The sequence below is a fragment of the Paenibacillus marchantiophytorum genome, assembly GCF_014640555.1.
GTDB classification, from domain to species: domain Bacteria; phylum Bacillota; class Bacilli; order Paenibacillales; family NBRC-103111; genus Paenibacillus_E; species Paenibacillus_E marchantiophytorum.
This window is the reverse complement of the sequence record NZ_BMHE01000001.1, coordinates 13,361-35,487: the sequence shown is the minus strand read 5'-3', so window position 1 is coordinate 35,487 and position 22,127 is coordinate 13,361. Positions and strand designations below refer to the sequence as shown.

Sequence of the window (22,127 nt, the reverse complement as noted above, 5' to 3'; positions counted from 1 at the left end):
CATTTATGTGGATATGGGCGATGTGTTTGGTGAGTTTTGGTGGTTTTTTCGGTGCGATTGGCCGTTTTCAACTAGGGAGTTACCTGAGTAGAAGGTTCCCAAGTTCTATTCCGTATGGTACACTGACAATAAATCTTTTGGGCAGTTTTCTAATTGGAATCCTCATGAAATACCATGCTTATGACAATTGGAAACTTTTGATCGGCACTGGTTTTATGGGCGCTTTTACGACATTTTCAACGATGAATCTAGAATGTATGAGATTGCTGCTTGCAGGTCAATGGAAAGTTTCGATGCTGTATACCTTGCTCAGTTATACCGGTGGAATTCTACTTACCTTCATCGGATATTACATATAAACACTTACGAAGGAGTTATCAACGACATGAAAGCCATCGTGAAACCAACTTCCCAGCTTCAAGGGGAAATCAATGCACTATCCTCGAAAAACTACACAACCCGTTATTTGTTAATCGGAGCACTTGCAGATGGGACAAGTACCATTTATTATCCGGCTCATAGTGAAGATAGTGATGCAATGAGACGTTGTGTCCGTGATTTGGGTGCCATTATTGAAGAAGATGACGAGAAAATCGTTATCACAGGCTTCGGCAAACATCCTAAGCATGTTTCTGAGTTAAATGTGGGAAATGCCGGCGCTGTTCTGCGGTTTTTGATGTCTACAGCTGCTTTTTGTCCGGATCTGACCTTCGTTAATACGTACCCGGAATCGCTGGGTAAACGTCCACATGATGATTTAATCGATACTTTGCAGCAAATGGGTGTGGAAGTACAACATTCTAACGGTCGTCTGCCGATAACTATTAAAGGGGGACAACCACGCGGCGGCAAATTAACCGTTTCTGGCAATGTCAGCTCCCAATTCCTGAGTTCTCTTTTATTCATGACACCGTTGCTTGAAGAAGATAGCGAGATTGAAGTCTTGCATGACTTGAAGTCCAAAATCATTGTTGGCCAAACGCTGGAAGTTTTGGCGCAGGCGGGTATTGTCGTGCATGCAAGTGAAGACCTTATGCATTACCGCATACCAGGCAGACAATCCTATCAAGCTAAGGAATATGTCATTCAAGGGGATTACCCTGGGTCTGCTGCCATTTTGGCCGCTGCCGCTGTGACGAATTCAGATGTCCGTGTACTGCGGCTTGAGGAGAACAGCAAACAAGGCGAGAAAGCTTGTGTGGACGTGTTGCGCGCGATGGGCGTGAACTTAACGCATGAAGACGGTGTTGTGCATGTTCGCGGCAATCAGAAGCTGATTGCAGGGGAATTTGATGGTGATCACTTCACGGATGCCGTGCTGGCTATGGTAGCTGCGGCAGTGTTCGCGGAAGGGACTTCCCGGTTCTATAATGTCGAAAATTTAAGATATAAAGAGTGCGACCGAATTACCGATTATTTGAACGAGCTGCGTAAAGCCGGCGCTGATGTGGAAGAACGCCAAAGCGAAATTATTGTGCATGGCAAACCACAAGGCGTAACAGGCGGTGTCGAAATTAATGCCCATTTCGATCATCGTGTGATCATGGCTTTAACTGTCGTTGGTCTTCGTTCCGAGCAAGGTTTGATTATTCATGATGCCCATCATGTAGCCAAATCTTACCCGCAATATTTTGACCATTTGCGTTCGATTGGTGCTCAGGTTGAACTTGTGAGTGATTAAGAGATTCTCAATACAACGAACGGGTGAGATCAGCATGAAGATTATTTGGCAGGGATTGAAGGTGACGTTTGGCTTTTTCCTCGTTGGCGGGCTCGTGTTTGCCAGCAGTGTGTTTGCTGTTTTGCTATATGCCAAAGCGACGGGCAAGGAACCGGCTATTTTTGCTTCCAGTCCCACCGCAATAATCGCCACACCAACAGCAGCAGTCAAAGCCGCCCAAACGCCTGCGCCGACACCGGTTGCCCAGATCAAGAAATCCGCTATGATTGATGCGCCAGTGTTTGCTCAGCTCCCTGAACTTCCGGCGGGTTGTGAAATTACAAGCTTGACGATGCTGCTGAATTACGCAGGCATTGCCAAAAATAAAATGGACCTCGCGGCCGAGATGCCCAAAGACGAGACGCCGGCGACCTTGAACGCGGATGGCTCAATTGCCTCATGGGGCAATCCGAACACAGGATTTGTCGGAGATGTGACCCGGAAGACGAGAGGCTTTGGCATCTATCACTCGGGACTTTTTCCCTTGCTGAAGCACTATATGCCTCAAGCTATCGATATTACAGGTGAATCTTTTGACATGTACGAGCAGCAGATTGCTAGGGATATACCGGTTATTGCCTGGACGACCATTGATTTCAACATTCCATACAAATGGGTAACCTGGGAGACGCCAACCGGCCCGCTCAAAACAACATATGCCGAACATGCTGTATTATTGGTGGGGTATGATGAGAATAATGTATACTTGAATGATCCACTAAGCGGCAAGAAACAGGTGCAGGTTAATAAAGCCCAGTTTATTGAGAGCTGGACCGCTATGGGGAAACAAGGTCTGACATATTTGAAAAAATAGGAGGGAAGCATATGTCTTTCGAAAATCCGTCCAGAGATCACATCAAAGAAATATTGGCAAGCGCCGGCAATATCGCGGTCGTTGGTTTGTCTGATAAAGCGGATCGCACGTCGTATATGGTTTCCGCGGCTATGCAGAGCAGAGGTTACCGGATCATTCCTGTGAATCCGAATGCCACAGAAATTCTGGGTGAGAAGTGCTATGCCACTTTATCCGACATTCCCGAGCCTATCGACATCGTCAATGTATTCCGCCGTGCCGATCAAGTTGTACCTGTCGCGGAAGAAGCAGTGAAGATCAAAGCCAAAGTTTTTTGGCTTCAACTGGAGATCGTGAATGAAGAGGCAGCTCGTATTGCTTCTGAAGGTGGGCTTGAAGTTATCATGGACCGCTGCATTAAAGTGGAAGATGCCATTTTGAACCCCAGAAATAACTGATGTCCGCTTCTTGTGGCAAAATGAAAAACCGCTTTTCTTTACCCATTGGGTAAGAGAGAAGCGGTTTTTTTAGAAATATAAGAGTTTATTTGTTTTGGAGTAAACGCGGAGTTATTCCAACTGCCTCTCGCGGAGGTAAAGGAACTACGATGCGTTATTCTAGCTAAAAGTGTCATTTTTGGGAGGGTGAGGGAACTACAGTACGCTATTTTGCCGTTTCATGGGAATTTTCAACGTTTTCGTGGAATTAAGACCCTGTAGTTCCGCTATTACCCACGCATCCCTACTTTTTGCTTAATTAGCGTCCTCTAGTTCCCTTATAAGGTTTTGCCGCTAAGAAGAGACGGATCTATCAGGGCTGCGAAGCCGTTTTTCTAATAATAAAAATTAGGATTTTAGTACATCATGATCTACATAGCGTGCACCATTGAGCTCACTTATCACATTAATAGCGACTTTAGCGCCGTCACCAGCTGTAATAATTGTATGCATGCTTACACCTGCAATCGTTCCTGCTGCCCAGACGCCTTTGAGGCTGCTTTGACCTTGGGCATCAGCATCTATAACCGTTTTGATACGTGGTTCTGTCCCAGGTTTCGTTTGGATACCTGCTGCTTCAGCAAGTTCAGTGGAAAGCCCGGTTGCCAGAATAATATGTGTACCTTCGTATGTACCATTCTCGGTCGTTATTTGATACCCTGCATCTGTTGAGGTTAAGGCTGTAGCTTTGCCTTGTACGAATTCTGTTCCGAATTTCGTGGCTTGCTTCTTGCCGATTTCCACCAAATTAGGTCCTGTGATCTCTTCAACACCGTAATGATTTTCAACCCATGCTCGTTTGGTAACGCTCTGATCATTGTCAATAACAAGTGTTTTTTTGCCTGCTTTGGAAGTGAATAAGGCTGCACTAGCCCCCGCGGGACCTGCGCCAATAATAATTACATCATATGCCATTGGGGTCATCTCCTCGAAAAGAATACGTACATTTGGATTATGTCACACTCCAGATACATAGTCAATTTATGTGTATAGAAAGTATGTAATCCATGAACGGCAATATCCCATAGGCTTCCATTAATAAAAAATCAACAATCGGAGAGAATATTAAAGGCCCCAAAAAGAGGCGCCCAAATAATGATTTCTGAGGAGGATTTTACACATGTATAACAATAACAATAACTTTAACGGTTACGGTGCTTCATCTTATGGGAATGCTTCTCAAGGCATTCAAGGTTCCCAAGGCACACAAGGGTATCAAGCTTCGACTTCGCAATATCAAGGCAACAATAACACGCAGTATCAAGGTTATCAAAAACAGTTCCAACCTTCAGGTTTTGTGCAATCTTTCTACAGCCAGCAAAACCCAATCCAGCAATCAACACAATCTTACAGCCAAGCACCATCGCCGGATGCTTTCCACACAGCTAATTATCGTGGGAATCAACCAGGGCATGATGCTTATTTGCACAGTGACTCCTCAACACCTTCTCAACAACAAACGAATTACCAAGGTGGCTATGCTTCGATAAGTGGCATCAATAGCACTTTTAATTCACAGCCAACTCAACAATTCGGCTATGCGACACAACAATCCTACGCGCCAACGCAATATGGCAGTTCGGTGCAATCCAACCAATCATATGGGCAAGCAAATGTTTCTCCGAATGCTTACCATACGGCGAACTATCGCGGCAATCAACCAGGTCATGATGCTTACCTGAGAAGCGATTCGTCAACGCCATCGCAACAGTCCTTCCAATCTGGGTATGGTGCTCAACAAGCAGCTCCTCAGCAAAGCTATCAACAACAACAAGGGATTCAATCGTTCTCTCCAACATTTAACAATTCAGGAATTGGGCAGCAATACGGATATAATTCCTCTTACTAATCGCTCTTGCGATTCGTAGTTGTCCATAAGCAGGTCGATCTTCGACCTGCTTATTTTGTTTTGACAAACAAGCGAACAAGCTTTACGATTTGATATGAGAAGCTTTGGTTTACGATGTCAGTTTTGCTAAAGCAAAACGTTTAGGAGGTAGCATACGTTTGAACTGGATGGGGAACTTACAACAGCTTGGCCGCTCTTTAATGCTGCCCACCATTGCGCTTCCTATTGCTGCTGTGCTGCTTCGCCTAGGGGATTTGCCTTGGGATGTCATTCATGCATCCGGCTTCGGGGACATGCTGCTGCTTGCTGGGAATACAGTCTTTGATTATATACCGATTATATTCGCTGTTGGTGTGGCGCTTGGCCTGACGGAAAGCGCAGGGATTGCTGGACTTTCAGCCATGCTTGGTTATTTCATGTTCACGAGGCTTATCGAGCATGCGTTAGGCTCGCAATTTCAATTGGGCGTGTCAGGCGGAATACTAATTGGGTTACTAGCTGCCATTATTTATCATCGTTGCAAGGAAATTAAGCTCCCGGAGTACATACAATTTTTTGGCGGACCCCGCATGGTGCCTCTCATTATGGGACTTTCTACGTTAGTGGTTTCCTATATTATGATCGCCATAGGTCCTTACTTGGAATTGGCAATGGGGAAGCTGTCCAGTTGGTTGCTTGGATTGGGCGGCTTTGGCGCTTTTGTTTATGGAATTGCTCATCGCCTGCTGGTTCCCTCAGGCTTGCATCATATTCTGAACAATTTCTTCTGGTTTCAGGTTGGTGCGTACGAGACCCCGACCGGTCATATGGCCTATGGCGATTTGCCGCGTTATTTTGCGGGAGACCCTACGGCTGGCACGTACATGGCGGGCTTGTATCCAATCATGATGTTTGCGCTTCCTGCCATCGCGTTTGCCATTATTGGCGAAGCTCGGGAGGATCTCAAGCCTAAGATTAAAGCCACTTTTCTGACAGCAGCACTTGCTTCTTTTTTGACGGGTGTGACGGAGCCCATCGAATTTGCCTTTCTTTTTGTCGCACCTTATTTATTTGTGATTCATGCTATTTTATCAGGTGCGGCGATGTGGTTAGCTTATGAACTGCATATTCAGCATGGTTTTTCTTATTCCGCGGGTGCCATCGACTACATCATTAATTTGCATTTATCACACAATGGCTTGCTTTTGATTCCGATTGGCTTAGTCTATGGGTTACTCTATTATTTCTTGTTTCGATGGGCGATCCGGCGGTTTCAAATTCCTACACCAGGCAGGGAAGAAGGTTCTTCATTAGAAGAATGGGCGGGTGATATTCCTTATCGATCCCCCCTTATTTTGCAAGCACTCGGCGGGAAAGACAATATTAAGAAGATTGAGGCCTGCATTACCAGATTGCGACTTACACTTGTCAATGATCGTTTGATGGACATCACGGCATTACGACACTTAGGAGCAGCAGGCGTCATTCGACTTGGAGGAGGCAATGTTCAGGTCGTGTTCGGAACATTCTCAGAGTTGATTCGTGAAGAAATCATGAAAGTATTGCGCAAAGACATCCATGTTGTGCTGTTTACTTCCCCTATGCAAGGTCGCATGATCCCCATTGAGGAAGTGCCTGACCGCATCTTTGCCTCGCGTTTGGTCGGTAATGGTGTTGCTTTCATTCCTGAAAAAGGAGAATTGGTTTCTCCTGTGGCTGGCACCATTATGCATATCTATCCGACTATGCATGCGCTTGGTATTTTGACGGAGGAAGGGCTTGAAGTCTTACTGCATATCGGGATTGATACATCCAGTTTGCCTGGCAAATGTTTCAATGCCGTTGTGAAAGAAGGGGACAAGGTAGAGGCGGGACAGCTCTTGATTAAGTTTAATTATAATAAGGTGAAGAAATTTGCCTCATCCCTGGCGACACCGATGATTATCACGAATCCTGATCTGGTGAAGTCCTGGAGCTTTGCTCCGTTCAAAACTGTCAAAAAAGGCCAAGGTTCTGTCATGTCCGTTGTCTTGAAGCCTACTAAATCTACGGGGGGGACGAACGGATGATCAGAGGAATAGGCGCGTCATCAGGGATTACGATGGGTCAGGCTTTTGTCATTCCTACCTGGGAGTGGGATTTTCCTGAGAAAATGATCGATGTTACCGATTTGGCTTACGAATTTGAGCGGTTATATGATGGGATTCGCTCGTCCAAAGATGAGCTTGAGCTGATCAAGCAGGAGATCAAAGAAGTCGTTGGGCAGGATCAAGCGTATATATTTGATGCTCATTTAGCGATCCTGGAAGATCCTATCTTTATGAATGAGATTCAAGGCATTATAGAATTGCAGTACAAAGCGGCTGAAGTTGCTGTCAAGGAAGTCATCGACAAGTTTGTCAGTATGTTTAATATGATTGATGATGAATACATGAAGGAACGGGCGCTGGATATCAAAGATGTCGGCAACAGGCTGCTCAAGCATTTGTTAGGGGATACAAGCACAACCGTGCCTCCAATTGATCATCCTTACATATTAGTGGCCAAAGAACTGACACCATCGCAATTAGCGCATCTGGATCCAACGAAAGTACTGGGACTGCTTACGATTCTCGGTGGCACGCATTCGCATGTTTCTATTATGGCAAGAGCGATGTCAGTCCCTTATGTGCTTGGGTTGGAAGGAAAGCTGCTGCGACCCATTCAAAATGGCGATTTTTTGATCATCGATGGTCAAGAAGGTACACTTTATATTAATCCGGACAAGACGACAATTGAGCGTTATCAAGCTCGCAAAAGGAATTGGCTGGAGTTCAAGGAGAGCTTGCAGGAAATCGCCGATGTGGCGCCTGTAACCATGGACAACAGCTATGTGAATTTGCACGCCAATATTAATTCGGTCATGGAGATTGATCAGGTGTTGCGCAATGGAGCATCCGGTGTAGGTCTGTTTCGGACGGAATACTTGTACATGGATCGCGACTCCTTGCCTGGCGAGGAGGAACAGTTCGAAGTGTATCGTCATGCGGCCAAGCAGCTCAAAGGCCGCCCCATCGTCATTCGTACGCTTGATATTGGCGGGGATAAGAAGCTCGATTATATGCCGCTGCCCAAAGAGGATAACCCTTTTCTAGGGTATCGTGCTATTCGAATTTCATTGGATCGCAAGGAGTTATTCGTGATCCAGCTCAAAGCAATTTTGCGGGCGAGCCATTACGGAAATGTGAAAATCATGTATCCGATGGTTACCTCCTTGGATGAGGTCCGTGAAGCCAAAGCAATTCTGGAGAAAGCCAAATCAGAATTAAGCGCGCAAGGCATTCCTTTCAATGCGAATATTGAAGTGGGATTAACGATTGAGGTGCCGGCCGCGGCGCTGATCGCCGATGTCCTGGCCAGTGAAGTGAATTTCATGAGTATTGGTACGAATGATCTTGTTCAATATGTTTTGGCGGTTGATCGAATGAATGAGAATATTGCGCATTTATACAATCCGTATCATCCAGCAGTCATCAGGCTTCTCAAACACGTCATTGATGCCGCCAAAAGTGTAGGTATTCCTGTAGGCGTGTGCGGCGAAATGGCGGGGGATATCCGCGCTTTGCCGATATGGCTGGGGCTAGGGATTGAGGAGTTGAGCATCTCCGTCCAAACGCTTCTGCAAGTCAAACACCGCCTTCTAAGCAGCGATGCGAAGAAGTGCAAACAATTGGTTAATCAAATTCTAGTATGCAAAACAAGCGATGAAATTATAGAGTTGCTTGCTCAAACCGAACAAACCGAATCGATCGTAGGAGGTAATTAGCATGGCGTTAACGGGAACGAAAGTGCTGGCTTTTGTTGATGAAGAATTTGAAGACTTAGAAATGTGGTATCCTGTGCTGCGCTTGCGTGAATCTGGGGTTGTCGTTGACATTGTGGGTCCTAAGGCCAAAACGGTTTATCATGGCAAATATGGTGTGCCAATTACGACGGATTATGCTTTCGACGAAGTCAAATCTTCGGATTACATTGGTCTATATGTGCCTGGCGGCTGGGCGCCGGACAAGCTGCGTCGCTTTGCAGACGTGATTCGTCTTACACAAGAATTTCATGCCGATGTGAAACCCATTGCTCAAATCTGCCATGCCGGTTGGGTGTTGATCTCAGCCAAGATTGTGAACGGATATACGATGACTTCAACGCCAGGCATTCGAGACGATCTCGAAAATGCCGGTGCAACGTGGCTGGATGAAGAGGTTGTCGTCGATCGGAACATTATTTCAGGGCGGAGACCGCCAGATCTTCCTGCATTTTCCAAACGCTTTGTGGATGAACTTATCCAATATAACAAGGGACAGGCAAAGTAACATTTCGCTTCCAGAGGTGGCAAAAACTACTACTCATAAGTCGGAAGGAAATCGACCGATATAGTAGAATATCATAGTACAAGCAACTCATGTACATGCCGCCTGCCAGTGAAGGAGTGTTAGAATGCAAAAGTATTGCAAGTGCGGACGCACGATGAACCTTCGTCTGCGTACGGTTATTTATCAAAATAAAGTCGACATTGAGAATGTACCGATTTATTCCTGTGAAGCCTGTGGTCGAAGCGAGGTTGTTCCTCATGTCAAACCAGAGCTGACAAGTTTAATTGGGAAGCTGGGGAGCAAGCCGGAGAAACAGCAGCTTTTTTTCCATGAAATTTCGGAAGTCGCGTTTCTATTGCTGAAAGTGACAGAGAAAGAGCATATGAATGACTCCATGGAAAAAATAGTGGAAGAACGGATTAACGAGCTGCTGGACATTTTATTGCTGGCCCAATCACTGGGTGACGAACCATGGACCGAAGAAATTCGCAAGCGGTTGTCTCAAATCACACAGAGTGCAATTTCGACATAAGCAGCACCGGCCAATCCCAGTTGGGGTTGGCTTTTATACATAATATGTCATCGTTTTGAAAACAAATTGAAATTATTTTCAAAGCATTTTCAATTTACATTGCAAGATGGATTAATTTGTCGTATCATAACTTTTATATACTAGGATCGCAGAATACTTTTGAAAATGGAGAGAGTAACCGTGACCGTAACCATTTATGATGTAGCTAGAGAAGCTGGAGTTTCCATGGCAACCGTTTCTAGGGTTGTTAATAATAATCCGAACGTGAAGCCGCAAACACGCAAGAAGGTTTTTGAAGCCATTGAACGTCTCGGTTACCGCCCTAATGCGGTGGCAAGAGGATTGGCCAGCAAGAAGACGACAACGGTTGGCGTTGTTATTCCCGATATTTCCAACTCGATCTTTGCTGAAGTAGCGCGTGGAATTGAAGATATTGCGAATATGTATCATTACAATATCATTTTGTGTAATGCCGATAAGAAAAAAGAAAAAGAGATCCGCGTTATTAACACGCTGCTCGAGAAGCAAGTCGATGGATTGCTGTTCATGGGTGGTGTAGTTACCGAGGATCATGCACAAGCATTCCGCACTTCCTCAGTTCCTGTAGTCCTTTGCGGGACGAAGGATGAGAACCAAACGATGGCCTCCGTTGATATCGATCATGAGAAAGCGGCTTTCGATGCTGTGAATGTCCTAATCGCTGCGGGTCACCGTGATATCGCAATGATCTCTGGTACTTTGCAAGATCCTGCTAATGGGTTTGCCCGTTATCAAGGGTACAAGAGAGCTTTGGATGAAGCTGGGATTGAGCTTCGCGATGAGTACGTTCGTATAGGGAACTACCGTTATGAATCCAGTGTGGATGCAGTAGAGTATTTCTTGGGGCTTTCACCTAGACCGACGGCTATCTTCTCCGCTACAGATGAAATGGCGATTGGTGCCATTCATACGATTCAAGACAACGGGCTAAGAGTCCCGCAAGATATTGCAGTTATCAGTGTGGACAACATTCGCATGGCGTCTATGGTTAGACCGACATTAACGACTGTCGCTCAACCGATGTATGATATCGGAGCGGTGTCGATGCGTTTGCTCACGAAGTTGATGAACAAAGAGTCGACAGACAACATGCAGGTTATTCTGCCCCATGAAGTGATCTACCGGAATTCGGTTAAAGAGCCATCTTAATCTAACAAACCTCTAATCGAGGTCAACCCTAGGGCTGACTGCGGTGGAGGTTTTCTCATGTAAACAACAAGAAAAGAGGAATAGGGAATGAAATGGACGAAGATTGCGCTCATCGGCGCTATGAATGAAGAGATTGAACGATTGGTATCCCATATTAGTGATGTGCGGGAAACTGTGAAAGCGGGCATTACGTTCCGTGAAGGTACTTATCTAGGGAAGCAGGTTGTTGTCTGCCGGACAGGAGTAGGCAAGGTTAATGCGGCTGTAACGACTCAGATTTTGATTGATACTTTCGGTATTGAAGCAATTATATTTACCGGTGTAGCCGGGGCGTTGGATCCTGAATTGAACATCGGGGATCTGGTGATATCCAGCGAATGCATGCAGCACGATATGGATGTGACAGCGCTTGGTTTCCCACGTGGCATTATTCCTTACGAGGCCAACTCTGTGTTCCAAGCTGATCCTGCATTAGTGGAGATAGCAGTTGCTGCGGGCGAGAAGCTGTTTGCTGGTAAAGTCAAAAAGGGCCGAGTGCTGTCCGGCGATCAGTTTATTGCCAGCAGAGAAGCTGTTGCTAATCTTCGCCTAGAGCTTGACGGCGTGTGTGTCGAAATGGAAGGAGCTTCCGTTGCGCAAGTTTGCTCGATGAATGCCGTTCCTTATGTGGTGCTGCGCTCTATGTCCGATAAAGCAGATGGCTCCGCACATGTGAACTTCGCTGAATTTACGGTCCTGGCTTCCGAGAATTCGTACAAAATGGTCGAGGAAATCGTGAAGCAGCTATAGAGATAGAAGTGGCAAAATTAAAAGCTTGGCAATACTGTATGTAGATCAAAAGCTCAGAACTCGCCTTATTGGCTGGTTCTGAGCTTTTGACTTTCGCGCCTATTATTTCAAATACATCATGGCTAACTCTTTGGTATGCCGGTTCTTCTCGGCGATCGCTTCGCGCCTTGGAATCGGCGCCCAGTCCTCAACAGGGTCCAGCCATGTCGCAGGCAGATGGACAGGGCTCTTGCTCTGCCAGGCGTCCAGCCACGTCTGAGGGAGCGCCAGCTGCGGCTGCGCCTCCAGCTGGTCTAAGTGAGCCTGCTCGCTCATGACGAGCCAGAGCAGGCTCCAGGCCCGCGGTACGACGCGCCAGATGTCGTACCCGCCGCCGCCGAGCGCGACCCACCGCCCTGCGCACCATTGGTGCGCAAGGGCGTGGATCAGCTCGGGCATAGCCTTGTACACGCGCATGGAACAGTGGACATGCGCGAGAGGGTCCAGCGCATGGGCGTCGCAGCCATGCTGCGAAATAATGATGTCCGGCTGGAAGCGGGCGATGGTCGCGGTGAGAACCTCGCTGAAGCATTCCAGCCAGGAGTCGTCCTCGGTGTAGGGCTCCACCGGGATGTTGATGTTTGTGCCGAACGCGTCGCCTTCACCGCGTTCGTTCACGGCTCCTGTGCCGGGGAATAGAAATTTCCCCGTCTCATGAATGGACAGCGTGCATACCAGGGGATCGGCGTAGAAGGTCCACTGCACGCCATCCCCATGATGCACATCCGTGTCGACGTACAGCACCTTCGCGCCGTACGTCTCTTGAGCGTGAGCAATGGCCGCTGAGGCGTCATTGTACACGCAGAAGCCTGCGCCCTTGCTTTGCAGGGCGTGGTGCAAGCCGCCGCCCAGGTGGAGGGCGTGCGGGGCTGCACCGGACATCACCAAGTCGACTGCGGTGATGGAACCTCCAACAACCTCAGCCGTGATGTCATGCATCCCGGCAAAATAGGGCGTGTCATCGGTATCTAGTCCAAAGCGCGACGCTGCCTGGACGAAGCGTTCCTCCGGCACGGGACAGCTAAGTCCTTTCACAGCATCGATATAGGCTTGTGAATGAACCCGCAATAGCTCGTTATCCGTGGCGGGACGAGGCTTCCGAATAGCGCGGTCCGGCAGAGCGCCTGCCTTGCGCAGCAGATCAACCGTCATCGTCAAACGATCTTGATTGAACGGATGGTCTTCATTGAATTTATAAGCAATTTCTTCCTCATCATAAATAAAGACTGGACTGGATGCCTTCTTGTTCATATCCCAAATTCCCCCGAATTGGCTAACAATCTCGCTTGAAGCCCTACATATCCCTTGATTGCTCAGAAACGAATATCAAAAACTAACTAATACATGAATCGTTGTTGGAAGCGAATGCGATCGAATTGCTCCTGCGAAGAAATAGGCACCTGCTTGCCAATTCGCACCATCAGGCAGTTGGCCGGATGCGAGCAGATTTCAGGATCATCTGTTGCGAACCAAATCATGTCGACGCTTTTCATTAATTTTTCCATCATCTGACGATATTCCCAGACGGTTAGCTTGCTTGTCTCCAAGTCCCAATGCCAATAGTACTCGGTTGTAAAACAGATGATATTCTCCATTTGATCTCCCGCAAAGGCAAGGCGAATCATCTTTTTACCCAAGCCAACAGCTCGATAGTCATCAGCGACTTCAATAGCGCCTAATTCTATCAAATCCTGCATATGACCTTGCGACCAGCGCTCAATCTCATCCGGATAATGGAAGGTGACATAGCCCACGATAGTGGAGGCATCCCTTGCAATTATTATACGTCCTTCTGGCAATTGTGCGATTTCGATTAAGGCCTCTAGCTGCTCTTTGGGTCGGCGAAAAGCGTCCAATTTGTTGTGCATGGAGAGATCCTGCAAGCGATCTGCCGAAACAGGTCCTTCAATGATGATCTCTGGTTGATCAGGAGCGGCTTGCAAGCTGTGTGAGTGGTAGATTTTGATATGCTGCATAACTTTAGCTCTCCTTTTGAAAAACAGCATGATGGATGTTTCCTTTTCCCTTAGGTCATAGTAAACTTATACCAAATTTTATGGGGGATTTAAAGTCGAATTTTTACGTATGCGAAAAATAATCAGTATGATATAATAGAATATGTCAAAAATCGATCACATTTTGCTCAAATACATCAGTAAAATGAAAGCGGTTTATCACGTGAGGAGGGTTTTTCGTACATGGAGCAAATGAAAGTAGAACTCATTGAAGCTGTATCCCCTAACCCAAACATGGAAAATTACGAACAAACACATGCATCATTTGACTGGAAAGACATCGAGAAAAGTTTTTCATGGTATGAAACTGGCAAAGTAAACATGGCCTATGAAGCTATTGACCGCCATGCAGAGTCATCCAAAAAGGATAAAGTCGCACTTTACTACAGTGATAATACGAGGGAAGAAGCCGTTACTTTTGGTCAAATGAAAGCCAAATCCAATCAATTTGGCAATGTGCTTCGCGGACTTGGCGTTGCCAAAGGCGAGCGCGTCTTCATTTTCATGCCTCGGACGCCGGAACTTTATTACGCTTTGCTCGGGACGTTGAAGATCGGGGCTGTCGTCGGTCCATTGTTTGAAGCTTTCATGGAAACAGCGGTAAGAGATCGTCTGGAAGATAGTGAAGCTGTCGCGATTATTACGACACCAAGCTTGCTTTCACGTGTTCCTTACAACGATCTTCCTCATTTGAAACATGTCATCGTGGTCGGCGAAGACGTTGAACTGGCGGAAGGTCAAGTTGACTTCCACAAAGAGATGGCCAATGCTTCAACGGATTTGGATATCGAATGGTTGGATCGCGAAGACGGCTTGATCATTCATTACACGTCTGGATCAACGGGTAAACCCAAAGGCGTTTTCCACGTTCAGAACGCGATGATACAACACTATTATACAGGTCAAATTGTATTGGATCTTAAAGAAGACGATATTTACTGGTGTACAGCGGATCCAGGGTGGGTAACAGGAACCTCTTACGGGATCTTTGCCCCATGGTTGAATGGCGCCACGAACGTCATTCGGGGCGGACGATTCAGTCCGCAAGACTGGTACACGACGCTTCAGAAATATAAAGTTACTGTCTGGTATAGTGCACCAACAGCCTTCCGGATGTTGATGGGCGCAGGCGATGATGTTGTTGCTGGCTACGATCTTTCTTCGCTTCGCCATGTGCTCAGCGTAGGGGAGCCGTTAAATCCAGAAGTGGTTCGTTGGGGCTTGAAAGTATACAACCAACGTATTCATGATACATGGTGGATGACCGAAACAGGGGGTCAGTTAATTTGTAACTACCCTGCAATGACGATTAAGCCTGGTTCCATGGGCCGTCCAATTCCAGGTGTTGAAGCCGCTATTATCGATGATGCTGGCAATGTGCTGCCTCCTAATCGGATGGGGAATCTGGCGATCAAAACACCTTGGCCGTCCATGATGCGCAAAATTTGGAATAACCCATCTAAATATGAAGAGTATTTCCGTTTGACGGGCTGGTACGTATCAGGTGATTCCGCTTATCAGGATGAAGAAGGCTACTTCTGGTTCCAAGGCCGAGTAGATGACGTGATTAACACAGCCGGAGAGCGTGTAGGTCCTTTCGAGGTGGAAAGCAAGCTGGTGGAGCATCCGGCAGTTGCTGAAGCAGGTGTTATTGGTAAGCCTGACCCTATGCGTGGAGAAATTATCAAAGCGTTTATCGCGCTTCGCGAAGGCTTCACGCCGTCCGATGAGCTGAAAGCGGATATCTCCAAGTTTGTCAAAGAGGGGCTGTCTGCTCACGCGGCGCCTCGCGAAATTGAATTCAAAGACAAGCTGCCAAAAACACGCAGTGGTAAAATTATGCGTCGTGTGCTTAAAGCTTGGGAGCTCAATCTTCCGACAGGTGATCTATCGACAATCGAAGATTAAGTTAACGACATAGGAAAGCCTCCTTGCACCAGTACTTGGTGTGTGGAGGCTTTTGTCGTTTTAGAGCGATGCCAACAGCTGGCTTCTCTTTAGCTATCTTGCTCTCAGTGCAATCAAAAAAAGAAGATCCGGCAACAACCGGATCTTCTTCCTGATTTTAATTATTAAAAGCAATGGCTGCTGATGGTTTCGATTCGCCTGCATCACTCACAGCGCTAACTTTGTAATATCCGTTGTAAGCGGCCGCGTAGTAGTGAAACTCTGTTGCGTTATCGACAGAACCAAGCTTCGTGAAGGTGCCTTTTTCTTTGTCGCTAAAATAAACGTTATACTTCTTTACTTTATCCTTGGTTGGATTGGCTTTCCAGTTTAGAACAATGCCGGCGCCGTCAACTTTGGCTTTAAGACCCGATGGCGCAGTAGGAGCATCTTTGGCTGTAGGACTTGGGCTGCTGCTGTTTCCATTTCCGTTCCCAGTACCAGTTCCAGTACCAGTTCCGTTCCCTGTATTAGTCTCACCTGTACCACCGTTAGGCGGGTTGGTGCTGCCTGGAATCTCATTGCCGTCTGCAGGAGGAACGAACAAGGAGTCCAAGGAACTTCCGTCTGTATAGGAGGAACGGCTCGCTTGCGACTCTTTGCCGACAACATCGACGGCAGTGATGTAATAGCCCATTAAGCTGGAAGCTGGGATATGATCGGTAAACTTCGCTTCTTCACCAGCCAAGACGACTTTGCCGCCAATGAGTTGGAACTTGCCACGATTATCGGAGCGATAGATCCGATAGCCAACCAGATCCGCGTTGGCACTTGGTGTGAAGGTGATCGTCGCAGTGTCTCCGGACTTCGTCACAGCCACATTCGTTGGTGCGGTTGGCTCTTTGCCGTCGTCAACCCGTGGATCGACTTCAGATGGCGCATCGTCATCGTAATCAGTAGGTTTGTAATTATCAATGGGCTTTCTGCTCTTCTCAGGCAGTTTGCTCATTGCATCTTGGATTTCTTTCAGCAACTGGCTGATTGATTTTTGGCGTTTGATGACCGTTTTTTCTTGAACGAAATCGGCTGGCGTTGCGTCTTGCGCCATGTAATTTAAACTATTATAGGAGCTGATCTTCATTTTGACCATCACATTGTCAACTTCCGTTGGGACGAACTTCTTGTTGAAAATATCGGTAACTTGATGGTCCGAACCGGATGTTAACTCGCTTGGCAGTTTCCCCGATAAGCTGGAGACCGTTGCCGAGACGATACCGTCAGGTTTGGCAAATGTTTTGTTTGGGAAGAGCTCTGGCTTTTGCTCAATTGTCCTGTTCATAATCAGCGCCCATATGTCTTTGGCGTGATACGTTTGATGCGCTTGCGTTGATTTCGTCGACGATGACAATTTATTAATGGGTTGATCGTAACCAATCCACACACCAACTGTGATGTCTGGGGTGAATCCCATGAACCAAGCATCGGCATCGTCTTGTGTAGAACCTGTTTTGCCGGAAATTTCAATTTTGCCATAGGATTTATAATTTTTCATTAGGTCAGTCGCCGTACCTTGGCTAATGACCGTTTTCATCATATCCGTAATCAGATATGCGCTTTGTGGTGAGTAGACTTGTGCAGGCTTCTGATCATGGCTATAAATGATCTTGCCATTGGAATCTTTAATTTCACGAATCATAAAGGTTTCATTATAAACGCCTTTATTCGGAATGGATGCATAAGCGCCGGTTAGTTCTTTGACCGATGTACCGCGGCTTAAACCTCCGATTACGCCCGTTTGTGCATAGTAATCTTCTTTTTGGATCGATGTAATCCCCAGCTTTTTGGCGAAATCCCAAGCATTATTAATGCCGACTTTGTTCAGGAAGATGTCAATAGCAGGGATGTTATAGGACTGGTTCAAGGCTCTCCGAGCGGTCATAAGACCATGGAATTTGTGATCCCAGTTCTCTGGGAGATGGAAGCCTTTGACACCATCCTTAAGAATAATTGGGATATCATCCACGATGCTTGCTGGTTGAATGACGCCTTTTTCTAAAGCAGGGATATAAGCGGCGATAGGTTTCATCGTTGATCCCGGTTGTCTATACGCCTGTGTGGCGTGATTGAGCTGTTCATCAAAGAAGTTGCGGCCTTCAATCATGCCTTTGATGGCTCCGGTTTTGGAATCAATCATAATGGCGCCTACTTGCTCGATACCGCCTTTTTTCTCATCGGTAGGGGCAAAATTCTTCTCGTTGCTCGAAATCTCGTGCATAGAATCATAGATTGTCTTGTCGATGGTGGTATAAATTTGATAACCGCCGCGCAAGAGCTGCGTATGTACACCTTTTAATGCTTCATTATAAGCTGCTTGGTTGGTCTTGGGATCGAGCTCAGGCTTCTGGATCTTAAGCAGAATTTCCGCTGCTTCCTGCTCGGTCTCAATCATGAGATAAGGATAGGTTGTATAAGCTTTCTGAGCTGCAGGGGCCATCGAAGTTTTGAGATCGAATTTCAATGCCTCTTGGTATTGTTCATTTGTAATTTTCTTTTCTTCCAGCATCCGTTTGAGGACTAATTGTTCACGTATAACGGCTTTTTTGTAACCCTCATCATCGAATGCAGGTTTGCTGGTAAAGGCGGAGTACTGGGATGGTGATTGCGGTAGTCCAGCCAGATAAGCAGCTTGAGCGACATTCAGTTTGTCTAAGTCGTCGATGTTGAATAAGCCCTTGGCGGCGGCTTTGATGCCGTACAGATTGTATCCTGTAGCTCCGTTACCGTATGGAATTTTGTTCAAATAGGCAAGTAGAATTTCGTCCTTGGACATCAAACGTTCCATTCGTAAGGCAAGCAGCAATTCCCTTGCTTTACGACCATCATCGCGGTCTAATGTTAGAAATACCCGTCTAGCGAGCTGCTGCGTGATGGTACTGCCCCCGGTTTGCACTTCTTCATTCAGAAGCTTCTGGCTAACAGCGCGATAAAGTCCGCGGAAATCGATTCCGTGATGCGTTTTGAAGTCTTTGTCCTCAATGGACAGGACTGCATCCAAAACAACTTGCGGGATATCATTGAGCTGAGCGAGACGTCGATCTTCTTCCGTACGCAATTGGCCAATCACTGTGTCGTCATTGAAATAGGCAAAGCCTGTAACGGCATTTTCCTGAATTTGCTGACGAATCGATTCTTCGCTGCGGACAGGGTCTTTCTTGACCAATGCGCTAACATATCCGAATGCGGCGGATCCGCCTAATAGGCCTGCCAAAAAGGCGCTAATCAGGGTCCATTTTAAAGTAATCCAAGTGACTTTGAATGTGGTTCTCACCCAAGGTCGATTCCATTTCGCGAAAAAATTGCGCATAAGTTCCAATATTCCTCCTTACATGAACCCATACAGTATACCATAATTGCAGCTTTTGCGGTAATACTGGAGGGAAGAAACGATGATAGATGGTTTGACAACAATGGAAGAGTTGTGATATAAATTGAAACAAATGCATGGATGGATCAGCAGTAGGTAGCTTGTGGATGCTTTCAGAGAGCCGGTGGATGGTGCGAACCGGTACCTGCAGGTTAGTGAATTACGGTCTTGAGCAGTAGATGGGAACCTGCAGCCAATTGGGCTGCACCAGTAGTGTCTGCCGATTAAACCCCGTTATAGGTTCTTGAGTGAAAACAGTCAGCTGTACACGGAACTTATCGTTATAGATGTACGTAACTGCTGTTTTAATTAGGGTGGTACCGCGAGTCAAGTCTTCTCGTCCCTTTGTGGATGAGAAGGCTTTTTTTGTATTTTTTTATGACAAAGGAGATGGATGAACATGACAATTTTAAAAGATCTGGAGTTTCGTGGACTGCTTCACCAAATTACGGACCGAGAGGGCTTGGACAAAAAGCTAAGCGAAGAGCGAGTGGTGCTTTATTGCGGCTTCGATCCAACAGCGGATAGTTTGCACATCGGGAGTTTATTGCCCATTCTAACTCTGAGACGCTTTCAGCAGGCCGGACATATTCCTCTTGCGCTCGTTGGCGGCGGCACAGGTCTAATTGGTGATCCGAGCGGTAAAGCCAATGAGAGAACGCTGAATGGACCGGAAACCGTCGTCGCGTGGTCACAAAGCATCAAAGAGCAGCTTTCCCGCTTTCTTAACTTCTCAAACGATATCGAGAATAGCGCTGAGCTAGTTAACAACTATGACTGGTTGGGTTCATTGAACGTCATTGAATTTTTGCGGGATGTAGGTAAAAACTTTACAGTCAACTACATGCTGGCCAAAGATTCCGTGGATTCCCGGATTACGAAGGGGATTTCGTTCACCGAATTCAGCTATATGATCCTGCAATCGTACGATTTCTTGAAACTAAATGAGACGAAGAATTGTTCGCTGCAGATCGGGGGCAGCGATCAGTGGGGCAACATTACAGCTGGACTCGAGCTTATTGGCAAAACAACGGATCAACGCGCTTACGGTGTAACCTTGCCGCTTGTAACCAAAAGCGACGGTCAAAAGTTCGGCAAAACCGAAGGTGGTGCGATTTGGCTGGATGCAAGCAAAACATCACCTTACCAGTTCTATCAGTTCTGGCTGGGTACGGCAGATAACGATGTTATTCGTTTTCTCAAATACTTCACTTTCATATCGCATGAAGAAATCGAACGTTTGGAAGAAGAAGTGAAATCGCAGCCTGAGAAGCGAGAAGCGCAGAAGCTGCTTGCTCGTGAAGTCACGCAGTTGGTCCATGGGGGAGAAGCGCTGGAAAGTGCTTTAAACATCACCGCAGCTTTGTTCAGCGGCAACATTCAAGATCTTTCTCGTGTGGAAATTGAGGAAGCTTTCAAAGATGTTCCTTCCACAACTTTGGAACAAGAGGATATTGCGCTCGTCGACTTGCTAATCGCCGTAGGTGCCGCGCCATCCAAGCGCCAAGCACGTCAGGATATCGAAAGCGGAGCTGTGACGGTTAACGGCGTCAAAGTGACGACGATTGAGGCGATTGCCAAAGATCTGGGCAAACTAGGTGAAGCTTACCTTGTTGTTCGCCGCGGCAAAAAGAATTACTACCTGGTGCAGTTTGCTTAGGAACAATCGAGAGGAGTCCTTAGGGACTCTTATTCTTTATTAAATAGGGCCAGAGCCGGAACCAATGAAAAAAAGAGGGCTGTCGCCAAGTAGATGAATCTACTTGAGGACAACCCTCATCTTTTATTAACGGCTGTAGAACTCGTTGGCGACAAAAATACCCGTTACTTAAGGGCTTGCGGGCGTTGCCCATCAATTAGCCCCAATTGTAGCCCCACTTGACCCGAAGGTCAGACTTCCTGAGACTTGATTTGTTTGATCTCCTATTGAATTGAAACACTAACATAATATCTTTGAGATGGATCTGGGCTTGAGTCTGCAGGATTAACATAGATATTATATCTAGTGTTTGCCTCAGCAGTAAAAGTAGCGCCTTCACTTCTATTGTCACTAAAATCAAAATAGGTTTTAGGAAACGATGACCCATACTCTTTATTCAATGCAAACGACGCTGTTTTAACATTTGGATTATTTAATATAACGCTAACTGTTCTTCCGGCATCCATTGGGCCTGTTTTAAATGAATACACATCTACATCGTTAGATGACCCTATTGTTCCATAATTGTAGTTATTTCCATACAAACAAACATTATCTGCATAGTCGAAATTTCCGTTAGGTTCACTTTCCAGGTAGTAATTGCTTTTGTTTTGACACATGTTTACGGATTGATCATAAGTCACATTTTTATACTTGCTTGCATTAAGGTCAGCGGCGGAAGCAGAACTTACAGAGAAGCTAGCCATAATAACGGAAGCAAAAGCAATTGAAAGAATTTTGTTCTTCATAGTTACCACACTCTCCTAATATATGAATTTAGTAATACATTTCGAACTACAACATGATCGACGTCTTGTATAAAATTAATTAATTGTTAGTTGGTAGTTCCAAGTACTAATTGAAGATCCTGGAGTTACCCCAATCCAGTACGTTCTATTTGCTTCTGTATAAATGCGTACTACAGCTACATTTCCACTGTCTTGTAACCAAGTCTTAGCTACATAGCCACCATTGGAATCAGTAATTGCTAGATTATAGCTATATCCCGGAGGTGATACTAAAGTTATGTCAGCATAAGAACCGGGACCGATTGTATTATTCGGTGGAGTAAATGTAGACCAGTCTTCATCGCTGGAAGAGGATAGAGTTCCGACAAAATGAACGCCATAATTAAGTGCAACTTTGTCACTAGCAGGGCCTTGCCATGAGTTGTTTGCATTAGGGTTTTCATTGACATCATATTGGGCAAAGGCGCTTTGTGCTCCAAATGCTAATGCGGATACTGCTGCTAAAACTAGAGTGATTTTCTTGAACTTCATCTGCGTGATTCCTCCTAAAATTTACTATATTTTCCTACGAGAGTTATAATATAACGAATTCCAAATTAATACAACAAATAATTTTAA

Annotated in this window: 19 protein-coding genes and 1 other annotated feature; of the genes, 13 read left to right on the top strand and 6 right to left on the bottom strand. The window is 46.2% G+C overall.

Annotated elements, in window-relative coordinates; all coding sequences use genetic code 11:
- Positions 1 to 5 precede the first annotated feature (5 nt).
- Genes crcB through IEY34_RS00145 form a run of 4 tightly spaced genes read left to right on the top strand, consistent with a single transcriptional unit; the run spans position 6 to position 2,971 of the window.
- Positions 6 to 359 (top strand): fluoride efflux transporter CrcB, encoded by a 354-nt coding sequence (crcB, locus tag IEY34_RS00160; protein ID WP_229757422.1) that lies wholly within the window; start codon positions 6 to 8, stop codon positions 357 to 359.
- 26 nt (positions 360 to 385) lie between these two features.
- A complete protein-coding gene (gene aroA, locus IEY34_RS00155) occupies positions 386 to 1,681 on the top strand; it encodes a 3-phosphoshikimate 1-carboxyvinyltransferase (RefSeq protein WP_189005957.1) in 1,296 nt (431 codons plus the stop codon).
- Between the two features lie 34 nt (positions 1,682 to 1,715).
- Positions 1,716 to 2,534 (top strand): C39 family peptidase, encoded by an 819-nt coding sequence (locus tag IEY34_RS00150; RefSeq protein ID WP_189005954.1) that lies wholly within the window; start codon positions 1,716 to 1,718, stop codon positions 2,532 to 2,534.
- An 11-nt stretch (positions 2,535 to 2,545) separates the two neighbouring features.
- The gene (locus IEY34_RS00145) at positions 2,546 to 2,971 is read left to right on the top strand and encodes a CoA-binding protein (protein ID WP_189005951.1); all 426 of its coding nucleotides are present in this window, start codon (positions 2,546 to 2,548) and stop codon (positions 2,969 to 2,971) included.
- A gap of 387 nt (positions 2,972 to 3,358) precedes the next feature.
- Here the strand turns inward: IEY34_RS00145 and IEY34_RS00140 are convergent, their stop codons facing one another.
- A complete protein-coding gene (locus tag IEY34_RS00140) occupies positions 3,359 to 3,925 on the bottom strand; it encodes an FAD-dependent oxidoreductase (RefSeq protein ID WP_189005948.1) in 567 nt (188 codons plus the stop codon).
- Positions 3,926 to 4,130: 205 nt separating this feature from the next.
- On the opposite strand from IEY34_RS00140, the gene IEY34_RS00135 reads away from it, so the two are divergent.
- From IEY34_RS00135 to IEY34_RS00105, 7 genes are all read left to right on the top strand, one after another.
- Positions 4,131 to 4,859 (top strand): hypothetical protein, encoded by a 729-nt coding sequence (locus IEY34_RS00135; RefSeq protein WP_189005945.1) that lies wholly within the window; start codon positions 4,131 to 4,133, stop codon positions 4,857 to 4,859.
- Between the two features lie 158 nt (positions 4,860 to 5,017).
- Positions 5,018 to 6,907, top strand: a complete 1,890-nt coding sequence (locus IEY34_RS00130; protein WP_189005942.1) for a glucose PTS transporter subunit IIA — start codon at positions 5,018 to 5,020, stop codon at positions 6,905 to 6,907.
- Positions 6,904 to 8,643: a phosphoenolpyruvate--protein phosphotransferase gene (gene ptsP, locus IEY34_RS00125; protein WP_189005939.1), complete on the top strand. Its 1,740-nt coding sequence runs from the start codon at positions 6,904 to 6,906 to the stop codon at positions 8,641 to 8,643. Before IEY34_RS00130 ends, ptsP begins: the two co-directional genes overlap by 4 nt.
- Before the next feature lies 1 nt (position 8,644).
- Positions 8,645 to 9,187 carry a type 1 glutamine amidotransferase domain-containing protein gene (locus IEY34_RS00120; protein WP_189005936.1) on the top strand — a complete coding sequence of 181 codons (543 nt, stop codon included), beginning with the start codon at positions 8,645 to 8,647 and terminating at the stop codon, positions 9,185 to 9,187.
- 124 nt (positions 9,188 to 9,311) lie between these two features.
- Positions 9,312 to 9,719: a hypothetical protein gene (locus IEY34_RS00115; RefSeq protein WP_189005934.1), complete on the top strand. Its 408-nt coding sequence runs from the start codon at positions 9,312 to 9,314 to the stop codon at positions 9,717 to 9,719.
- Positions 9,720 to 9,899: 180 nt separating this feature from the next.
- Positions 9,900 to 10,907 carry a catabolite control protein A gene (gene ccpA, locus IEY34_RS00110; RefSeq protein WP_189005933.1) on the top strand — a complete coding sequence of 336 codons (1,008 nt, stop codon included), beginning with the start codon at positions 9,900 to 9,902 and terminating at the stop codon, positions 10,905 to 10,907.
- 87 nt (positions 10,908 to 10,994) lie between these two features.
- The gene (locus tag IEY34_RS00105; protein ID WP_189005932.1) at positions 10,995 to 11,696 is read left to right on the top strand and encodes a 5'-methylthioadenosine/adenosylhomocysteine nucleosidase; all 702 of its coding nucleotides are present in this window, start codon (positions 10,995 to 10,997) and stop codon (positions 11,694 to 11,696) included.
- A 102-nt stretch (positions 11,697 to 11,798) separates the two neighbouring features.
- Here IEY34_RS00105 and IEY34_RS00100 read toward each other — a convergent pair whose 3' ends face one another.
- Both IEY34_RS00100 and IEY34_RS00095 read right to left on the bottom strand, forming a co-directional pair.
- The gene (locus IEY34_RS00100; RefSeq protein WP_189005931.1) at positions 11,799 to 12,986 is read right to left on the bottom strand and encodes an acetoin utilization protein AcuC; all 1,188 of its coding nucleotides are present in this window, start codon (positions 12,984 to 12,986) and stop codon (positions 11,799 to 11,801) included.
- A gap of 86 nt (positions 12,987 to 13,072) precedes the next feature.
- Entirely contained in the window at positions 13,073 to 13,711 is a 639-nt protein-coding gene (locus IEY34_RS00095) for a GNAT family N-acetyltransferase (RefSeq protein ID WP_189005930.1), read from the bottom strand.
- Between the two features lie 222 nt (positions 13,712 to 13,933).
- Between IEY34_RS00095 and acsA the strand changes: the two genes are divergently transcribed.
- Positions 13,934 to 15,658 (top strand): acetate--CoA ligase, encoded by a 1,725-nt coding sequence (acsA, locus tag IEY34_RS00090; protein WP_189005928.1) that lies wholly within the window; start codon positions 13,934 to 13,936, stop codon positions 15,656 to 15,658.
- Between the two features lie 157 nt (positions 15,659 to 15,815).
- On the opposite strand, the gene IEY34_RS00085 is transcribed toward acsA, so the two are convergent.
- Positions 15,816 to 19,001 (bottom strand): transglycosylase domain-containing protein, encoded by a 3,186-nt coding sequence (locus IEY34_RS00085; protein ID WP_189005926.1) that lies wholly within the window; start codon positions 18,999 to 19,001, stop codon positions 15,816 to 15,818.
- A gap of 129 nt (positions 19,002 to 19,130) precedes the next feature.
- Positions 19,131 to 19,409 (top strand) — a binding site (T-box leader).
- Positions 19,410 to 19,461: 52 nt separating this feature from the next.
- On the opposite strand from IEY34_RS00085, the gene tyrS reads away from it, so the two are divergent.
- Positions 19,462 to 20,721 (top strand): tyrosine--tRNA ligase, encoded by a 1,260-nt coding sequence (gene tyrS / locus IEY34_RS00080; protein ID WP_189005924.1) that lies wholly within the window; start codon positions 19,462 to 19,464, stop codon positions 20,719 to 20,721.
- A 263-nt stretch (positions 20,722 to 20,984) separates the two neighbouring features.
- On the opposite strand, the gene IEY34_RS00075 is transcribed toward tyrS, so the two are convergent.
- A complete protein-coding gene (locus IEY34_RS00075) occupies positions 20,985 to 21,509 on the bottom strand; it encodes a hypothetical protein (RefSeq protein WP_189005922.1) in 525 nt (174 codons plus the stop codon).
- Between the two features lie 75 nt (positions 21,510 to 21,584).
- Complete coding sequence (locus IEY34_RS00070) at positions 21,585 to 22,040, bottom strand: hypothetical protein (RefSeq protein ID WP_189005919.1); 456 nt, start codon at positions 22,038 to 22,040, stop codon at positions 21,585 to 21,587.
- Positions 22,041 to 22,127 lie beyond the last annotated feature (87 nt).

Bases quoted from the DNA above. Each gene is read 5' to 3' on its own strand.
- IEY34_RS00075 (WP_189005922.1), bottom strand. From the start codon at position 21,509: ATGAAGAACAAAATTCTTTCAATTGCTTTTGCTTCCGTTATTATGGCT.
- IEY34_RS00115 (WP_189005934.1), top strand. From the start codon at position 9,312: ATGCAAAAGTATTGCAAGTGCGGACGCACGATGAACCTTCGTCTGCGT.
- crcB (WP_229757422.1), top strand. From the start codon at position 6: ATGTGGATATGGGCGATGTGTTTGGTGAGTTTTGGTGGTTTTTTCGGT.
- IEY34_RS00095 (WP_189005930.1), bottom strand. From the start codon at position 13,711: ATGCAGCATATCAAAATCTACCACTCACACAGCTTGCAAGCCGCTCCT.
- tyrS (WP_189005924.1), top strand. From the start codon at position 19,462: ATGACAATTTTAAAAGATCTGGAGTTTCGTGGACTGCTTCACCAAATT.
- IEY34_RS00120 (WP_189005936.1), top strand. From the start codon at position 8,645: ATGGCGTTAACGGGAACGAAAGTGCTGGCTTTTGTTGATGAAGAATTT.
- IEY34_RS00150 (WP_189005954.1), top strand. From the start codon at position 1,716: ATGAAGATTATTTGGCAGGGATTGAAGGTGACGTTTGGCTTTTTCCTC.
- IEY34_RS00135 (WP_189005945.1), top strand. From the start codon at position 4,131: ATGTATAACAATAACAATAACTTTAACGGTTACGGTGCTTCATCTTAT.
- IEY34_RS00145 (WP_189005951.1), top strand. From the start codon at position 2,546: ATGTCTTTCGAAAATCCGTCCAGAGATCACATCAAAGAAATATTGGCA.
- IEY34_RS00070 (WP_189005919.1), bottom strand. From the start codon at position 22,040: ATGAAGTTCAAGAAAATCACTCTAGTTTTAGCAGCAGTATCCGCATTA.
- IEY34_RS00085 (WP_189005926.1), bottom strand. From the start codon at position 19,001: ATGCGCAATTTTTTCGCGAAATGGAATCGACCTTGGGTGAGAACCACA.
- IEY34_RS00140 (WP_189005948.1), bottom strand. From the start codon at position 3,925: ATGGCATATGATGTAATTATTATTGGCGCAGGTCCCGCGGGGGCTAGT.
- ptsP (WP_189005939.1), top strand. From the start codon at position 6,904: ATGATCAGAGGAATAGGCGCGTCATCAGGGATTACGATGGGTCAGGCT.
- aroA (WP_189005957.1), top strand. From the start codon at position 386: ATGAAAGCCATCGTGAAACCAACTTCCCAGCTTCAAGGGGAAATCAAT.
- IEY34_RS00100 (WP_189005931.1), bottom strand. From the start codon at position 12,986: ATGAACAAGAAGGCATCCAGTCCAGTCTTTATTTATGATGAGGAAGAA.
- acsA (WP_189005928.1), top strand. From the start codon at position 13,934: ATGGAGCAAATGAAAGTAGAACTCATTGAAGCTGTATCCCCTAACCCA.
- IEY34_RS00105 (WP_189005932.1), top strand. From the start codon at position 10,995: ATGAAATGGACGAAGATTGCGCTCATCGGCGCTATGAATGAAGAGATT.